The organism is Aliiruegeria lutimaris (genome assembly GCF_900099935.1).
GTDB lineage: Bacteria > Pseudomonadota > Alphaproteobacteria > Rhodobacterales > Rhodobacteraceae > Tropicimonas > Tropicimonas lutimaris.
Genome location: NZ_FNEK01000132.1, coordinates 1 through 6594 on the forward strand (window position 1 = coordinate 1; position 6594 = coordinate 6594).

A 6594-nucleotide genomic window follows, 5' to 3' on the forward strand; every position below is an offset into this window, starting at 1 on the left:
TCTCGGTCAGCGCCTCCAGGATCTGTTCCCAGAGACCGGCGAGCGTCCAGCGGCGGAACTGCCGATAGACACTTGACCATTTTCCGAACTCTTCGGGCAAGTCCCGCCATGGTGCTCCTGTCCGAGCGATCCAGAAAACACCATCAAGAACACGCCGGTGGTTTGTGGGTTTGCGCCCATTCGGGGCGCGAACAGACAAGATGAAACGCTCAAAGAACGCCCACTCCTCGTCCGACATCAGGTCTCGTGCCAAGCTGGTCTCCATCGCAGATACCAGCTTGAATCACGCCTATCGCCGAGTGTGAATCCCTTTTGTCAACACGACCTAGACAGCAAGCCTTGCTACAACGAAGTCACGCAGACGTTATGCCTGGCAGTGATAGGCAGGGCGACACCGGGAGCAAGGCCCCCAGTTCGACAGGAACGCCGTGTGCGCGTTCAGGGTCTCGGGGTCTCGATCCCCGTTTGTCCAGCATCTCGAAATATTAACTGAAAATTCTATCTACTAGAGTTCAAATTGGCAGCTATGTGGCATTTTGTTGACTTATTCTTGGCAGGCTGCCTACTGTTAACCATAATAATATCGATTCTTAAGAACAGAGTATCCCAACGGTTTTGGACCGTTACTCTGGAACAACCAAGTAGAGCGCAGAACTTCAGGCAATCTAACCCCGGGCATCGTTTGAGGAACCTATAGGCTTTCCGAGTTGATAGCAGTGCAAGTTGGTCGATGATCTTCGGAGTTACCTATGGGATGTTCGCTGTGGAGACTGCAACTTATGCGAAATCTCGTCGATACTATTTCGTTGGATGAAGAAATCTTTGTAGAAACTGGTGATGTTGTCACCGTTGAACCTGTCAACTCCGAAGACATACTGGCCGTTTCAACGGATCAAGATGACTATGCCCCTTGCGATACAGGGGAGACCACTGCGAGCGGCTTAGACGTCGGCGGCACAGTCATCTTCAAAATTAAACATGTATCCGATCCGGGCGGTGACAGAATCTACGGAACCTCAGACATCTATGGCACCTCAGACGGCGAGGACAGCGCCCATTACTCCTTCACAGACCGAGCGAGTTACAACCTCGATCAGTGGAAGAATGGCTCTGACACATGCCACGTAGATATAGTATAGATTGGTTGGGTCATGTGGTCTGATTATCGCGCGAGAGGCGCTTCTGGCGGCATATATTTACGGCATCTGATCGTGGTCGGGATCGAGTTTGCGCTGACGGGACGTGAATGGGGAAGATCGCTATTCGATAAGGTGTTTGCCATCTGTGCGCTCCTGTTCTTTGCACCCATTCTGGTGCTAGTCTCAATTCTAATTTTCGTGTTCGAAGGTGGCCCGTTGTTCTTCGCTCACCGGCGCGTTGGAAAGAACGGTCGCCCGTTCCGATGTTACAAGTTTCGGACAATGGTATGCGACGCCGAGGCCCGCCTAGAGCAGATTCTGGAGTCAGATCCGGCGGCGCGGGCGCAGTGGGAAGCGACCCAAAAGTTAGACGATGATCCGCGAGTAACGGCGATCGGGACATTTCTCCGCCGGACTAGCCTCGACGAGTTGCCGCAGTTCTGGAACGTGATCTTGGGCGACATGGCCATCGTCGGGCCGCGGCCGATCGTGGCCTCGGAGGTCTCGCATTACGGCAACCACTTCTGCGAGTACGTCTCAGTCAAGCCCGGGATCACTGGTTTGTGGCAAGTCAATGGCCGCTGCAACACCACATATGAGTCGCGCGTTGCGATGGACGTTGAGTACGTTCACAACCGATGCTTCACTGGTGATCTTCGCATCATTCTAAAGACAGTCACGATTGTCGTGAGCGGCGACGGCGCGCGCTGAGCAGCAACTGAAGACCCTTTTAGGGCTGGCCGACTCCGACAATCGCTTCGGTCGGCCGCTGTTAAACAGTGGCTTTCGCGCCGGAGGGAAGGATCAGAGGAACAGGAAGAAGATGACCGCCATCCAAACGAGAATACAGCCGGCAACGATGGCCCTGCGCAGGAAACCGGGCGAGGTGAACCTGAGGATACGTTTCGGCGCGGAAGGACCTGCACCGGATCGCGTGGCGCCGACAGGCGGACGCGTTGGGATTACCTTGGCGGTCGCCGCCGCCTCATGCGAAGGGATGTCTGACCCGGACATGCTCTCGGAATTCGTGATCTGCTCTTTTGGTGTCTGGGTTAGGTCCAAATCGGATGGCGGTCAATCCTCAAGCTCTCAACACTCTGATCTGGGCGGATTCCCGACCATTCCGAGGGTTCGGTAATGCGACTGATCGTTTCCATCCCGAAGGCCAACCGGTCGTCCATTGTCGTGCAAACGGTGCATTATTTCATCGCTGGCGTTGTTTTTGTGGTTATTCTCCTTCTGATTCCGGTGCTTTCCGGAGGGGGCGCGGCCACGGCGCAGACGCCTGCTCCTGACAATTACACGATCAATGTCGGCGACGAGCTTGAGTTCGATATACTCGACGATGACGCCCCGCCGCAGCGGTTCGTCATCGGCAGCGACGGGCTAGTGCAACTGCCTTTCATCGGCGGCGTGCGGGTGGCCTCGTTGCCGGTAGGCGAGGCACGGGAGATGATCCGGCGGACCTACGTGGATCGCGAGATCTTCATCAGTCCGGGTATAGATCTCTCGATCGCAAGCTTCAGGCCGATCTTCGTGCTTGGCGATGTGAAGCAGCCGGGGAATTACGATTACCAGCCCTTCCTGACCGCCGAGCAGGCGGTGGGGCTGGCCGGTGGGCCCGCTGTTTTTGCCAATAACGAGGAGGCGCGCATCCTCGAAAAGCGCAACATCGAGGGGACCCTGGACGAACTGGAATACGATCTCGCGCTGCTGTCGGCGCAGTTTGCGCGGGTCCAGGCGCAGCTTGTCGGGTTGGACAGTGCGCAGTGGTCGAGCGTTCCGCAGGAGATCCGGTCCGGTGTGAACCGGGAACTGTTCGACGAGCACAAGACCCGGGAGGACCAGATCATCCGGCTGGAGGCGGCAGATCTGCGCACGCGGCGCGAGCTGTTGGAGGACGGGGTGGCTGAGGCGGAGCGACGGATCGGCCTGATGGACCAGCGTGAGGTCGTGCTGGAGGAGATGGCCGCAATGACCGCTGCGGAGAGCGAGCGCCAGTTGGCGCTCGCGGACAAGGGATTGGTGCCGAAGGCGGATGCCAACGCTACGGCATTTTCTGTAGGCCGTGCCGAGAACGAGCTTCTGCAGGTTCGCGAGCAGCGTTCGCAGGCGCTGTTGCAGCTTGCGGACCTGCGCGGCCAGCTTTCAGGTTTCGATACGACGCGGGAGAACACACTGCTCACGCAGGCGCAAGCCTTCCGCCGGGACATCAGCAAGACGATCGCCACCCGTGATTCGCTGGAGGATCGTCTGGGGCTGATCCGGCAGTGGATGAGCGCGGCTGCGGGGCTGGAAGCAGAACTGCTTATCGAGTTCAAGGTGCGGCGCCGCACCGGGGGCGAGGTGGTGACGTTGTCGCTCGCGCCCTATGACGAGTTGGTTCCGGGCGATCTGCTGGTGGTCGTTGTCAAGCCGCCAGAGGGGCATGGGGATTCGGGATGAACGAGACTACACGGTACAGTAATCTCTCGAGCGGCGAGCCGGTAGCGTACGGGCGACCGGATGGCGTGCTGCAATACACGGACCTGTCGGCGCTGCTCTCGGTGCTGCGGGCCAATATTTGGCTGATCGTACTTGTCACGCTGCTCAGCGCGTCGGCGATGTTCGTATACCTGCAAGTTGTGCCGCCGATCTACACGGCAAGTGCAAAGGTGATGCTCGATACCCGCGAAGAGCGGGCGACACCAGTTGAGAAAGTCGTTTCGGATCTCAGCGCCTCCGACCCGGTGATTGCCGGCGAGGTGGAGATGATACGCTCGAACGTGCTTATCGGCGAGGTGGTGGATCAACTGGGCCTGATGGAGCATCCCAAGTTCGATCCGCGCGTGCCGCGGAGCGAGGGCGTTTTTACCCGGGCCAAACGGATGGTCCGCGGTGGAGATCCGCCGCACGTGGTGGCGGCGCGGCTGTCCGAGGAGCAGCTGCGCTCCTGGGTGATCGGGACGGTGCGCAGCCAATTGGCGGTGGAGCGGCTCGGTGTGTCCTACGCGATTGAAATCAGCTTCGATTCCGGCGACCCGACGACGACGGCAGCAGTGGCAAACGGGGTGGCTGAACGATATATCGACAGCCAGTTGGATAAGAAACTGGCGGCCACGATGCGGGCCAACGCCTGGCTTTCGGAACAGTTGCTGGAACTTAGCGCGCAGGTCGAGGCGGCGGACGGGGAGGTCGTCGCTTTCAAGTCCGGGATGATCGACGCGGCGGGCGGCTCGGAGGAGAGCATCAGCCAGCTTCTGGTGGAACTGAACAAAATGCTGGTGGCCGGTTCCACCGCGCACGCCGACGCAAAAGTTCGGCTCGGCCAAGTCGAGGCGTTGCAGGAGGTCGGCGGGTTGGCGGCCGTGGCCGACGTGGTGACCTCGCCCTTGCTGGAGACGCTGTTGCGGCATCGCTCGGATCTGGCTTCGGACCAGGCGCAGCTGGCAAGCACGTTCGGACGGCGGCATCCGGAGATGGTCCGTATCTCGGCCCAGATCGCCAATATCGACCGTTCGATCGAGGCGGAACTGACACGGCGTGTTGAGGAGATGCGCAGCGATGTGGTGGTGACACGCAATCGCGAAGCGGCGTTGAAACAGCAGATCGAAGAGGTCTCCGAGCGGACGGATAAGCTGTCCAAGGCGTCGGTGCGGCTGAGCCAGCTCGAGCGTGCCTCGGAGGCAACCCGTGCGATCTACGGGAACTTCCTCGGGCGCTTCAAAGAAACGAGTGCGCAGGCTGGTTTCCAGACGCCCGAGGCGCGAATCATCGGCGTGGCCGAGATCCCGACGGTGCCGTCGAGTCCGCGCAAGACTCTGTTCATGCTAATGGCGATAGTGTTCGGAATGTCGGCGGCGATTGCCTGGGTTTTCATCTGCAACCTCGTGAAGGCGCCGATCACGAATTCGGACGAGTTGCGTGCTGTCAGCCGCCGCCCTGGACTGGCCCCGCTGCCCTTCGTGCGTGGAATCGGCCGTTATCGCTGGCTGCGGCGTGCGCTTGCGGGGAAAGGCAACACGAACTTCATGGAACATATCCGCTCGATCCGGGTGGAGTTGTTCGAGTTGGGGCAGGGGACCCCGCCGGAGGTGCTGCTGGTGACCTCGTCTTTGCCGGGAGAGGGCAAGACCTCCGTCGCCTGCGCCTTGGTCAACAGTTTGAGCCGCAGCGGCAAATCGGTGCTCTTGCTTGATGCCGACCTGCATCATCCGGACGTACGCAGCGTGCTGAAGCTGCCGTCCGGTGGCGCGTGCCTTGTGGGCTACCTGGAGCGACGTGAAAAGCTTATGGACCTGCCGCAGCATTCGGAGCTGCTCAACGCGGACGTGATCGTGCCGCGCCGGCGCGCTGACAACGCGGGCGACCTGCTGGGCTCGAAGCTGTTCGAAGGGATGATGATGCGGATGTCGTCGCGCTATGATGTGATCGTCGTCAACGCGCCGCCGGTTCTGCACCTATCGGATGCTATAGTGCTTGCAAAAAACGCCGATGCCACACTCTACACCGTTCGCTGCGCGTCGACCCCGGCAAAGGTTGTGCGCCGCTCAATCCACCGGCTCGAGAGCGCGGCGGGGATTTGCGTGGCCGGGGTGGTCATGACGATGGTGCGCCGCAAGGATGCAGCGGCGCGGGAAACCGAGATGTACGGCTACCACTACTGAATACTTACGGGCGGAAGGCAGAGCCGCTGTGGCACCCGCCTGCATCCACCTCTCCTCGAATTTGAGTGCAGGGGGGGCTTGTCGGACCTGATGCCGAGATCAGGCAGCCCAGCAAATTGCCCGAGTGTATCTGCCCCCTAAAACTGTGCCATTGTTTGGACCACGAAAGGGTTGCGGGAGATGGCTCGGAAACGGTATTCGGACGAAGATGTTCTGAAGCTGCTGCGTGAGATCGAACTGAAGCTTGCGGATAGAGATGATGTCAGGACGGGATGTCGCTTGGTCGGCGTCAGCGACGCCACCTATTACAATTGGCGGCGTCGGTTCGGAGGGATAGGCAAGTCGCAGTTGTCGGAATTGCGCGGCCTTGAGAGAGAGAATGCTCGGCTCAAGAGTTCAAGGGACCGTGGCCGCGATGCGGCCGCCTAAAGCGGTTCCAGTTCACGTTGAAGCGTAACCGGCGGCTTGGAAATAGTTCCAGCACTCTTGTGGGCTGAAGAGATCGCAGACCTCGCCGATTGCGTTGAAGAGCCCGGAGAAGGTCCTCGCACCGATCCTGCGTAGATGCGCCTTCAGTTTGGAAAACGCCTGTTCGATGGGATTCAGGTCGGGGCTGTACGGCGGCAGGTAGAGAAACCAGCAACCGTGCGCCCTGAGCGCAGCTTCTGCATCTTTGTTGCGATGGGTGGCCAGGGTGTCGAGGACTACAACTGTGCCCGGGTCCAACTCCGGGGCGAGCACCTTTTCTACGTAGGCAGCGAGGGCTGGGCCGTCCATTGCCCCCTTAATCACCCATGGCGCGATCATGG

General features: G+C 59.7%; 7 protein-coding genes. 5 read left to right on the forward strand and 2 right to left on the reverse strand.

Annotated elements, in window-relative coordinates; translation table 11 throughout:
- A partial coding sequence (locus BLR85_RS27240) for a transposase (protein ID WP_139188586.1) occupies nucleotides 1-265 on the reverse strand: 265 nt, incomplete at its 3' end.
- A gap of 514 nt (nucleotides 266-779) precedes the next feature.
- Between BLR85_RS27240 and BLR85_RS27245 the strand changes: the two genes are divergently transcribed.
- From BLR85_RS27245 to BLR85_RS30650, 5 genes are all read left to right on the forward strand, one after another.
- The gene (locus BLR85_RS27245) at nucleotides 780-1139 is read left to right on the forward strand and encodes a hypothetical protein (protein ID WP_093164808.1); all 360 of its coding nucleotides are present in this window, start codon (nucleotides 780-782) and stop codon (nucleotides 1137-1139) included.
- Nucleotides 1140-1151: 12 nt separating this feature from the next.
- Complete coding sequence (locus tag BLR85_RS27250; protein WP_093164811.1) at nucleotides 1152-1850, forward strand: sugar transferase; 699 nt, start codon at nucleotides 1152-1154, stop codon at nucleotides 1848-1850.
- Nucleotides 1851-2276: 426 nt separating this feature from the next.
- Nucleotides 2277-3584 carry a polysaccharide biosynthesis/export family protein gene (locus tag BLR85_RS27260; RefSeq protein ID WP_093164818.1) on the forward strand — a complete coding sequence of 436 codons (1308 nt, stop codon included), beginning with the start codon at nucleotides 2277-2279 and terminating at the stop codon, nucleotides 3582-3584.
- Complete coding sequence (locus tag BLR85_RS27265) at nucleotides 3581-5785, forward strand: GumC family protein (protein ID WP_093164821.1); 2205 nt, start codon at nucleotides 3581-3583, stop codon at nucleotides 5783-5785. The genes BLR85_RS27260 and BLR85_RS27265 overlap by 4 nt, the downstream gene beginning before the upstream one ends.
- 180 nt (nucleotides 5786-5965) lie before the next feature.
- Nucleotides 5966-6214 carry a transposase gene (locus BLR85_RS30650; RefSeq protein ID WP_093164824.1) on the forward strand — a complete coding sequence of 83 codons (249 nt, stop codon included), beginning with the start codon at nucleotides 5966-5968 and terminating at the stop codon, nucleotides 6212-6214.
- A 12-nt stretch (nucleotides 6215-6226) separates the two neighbouring features.
- Here BLR85_RS30650 and BLR85_RS27275 read toward each other — a convergent pair.
- Nucleotides 6227-6594, reverse strand: a 368-nt coding sequence (locus BLR85_RS27275; RefSeq protein WP_093164827.1) for a transposase, incomplete at its 5' end; no start/stop codon positions are given.

Coding starts and splice junctions, on each gene's coding strand:
- BLR85_RS27250 (WP_093164811.1), top strand. CDS start 1,152: ATGTGGTCTGATTATCGCGCGAGAGGCGCTTCTGGCGGCATATATTTA.
- BLR85_RS27265 (WP_093164821.1), top strand. CDS start 3,581: ATGAACGAGACTACACGGTACAGTAATCTCTCGAGCGGCGAGCCGGTA.
- BLR85_RS27260 (WP_093164818.1), top strand. CDS start 2,277: ATGCGACTGATCGTTTCCATCCCGAAGGCCAACCGGTCGTCCATTGTC.
- BLR85_RS27245 (WP_093164808.1), top strand. CDS start 780: ATGCGAAATCTCGTCGATACTATTTCGTTGGATGAAGAAATCTTTGTA.
- BLR85_RS30650 (WP_093164824.1), top strand. CDS start 5,966: ATGGCTCGGAAACGGTATTCGGACGAAGATGTTCTGAAGCTGCTGCGT.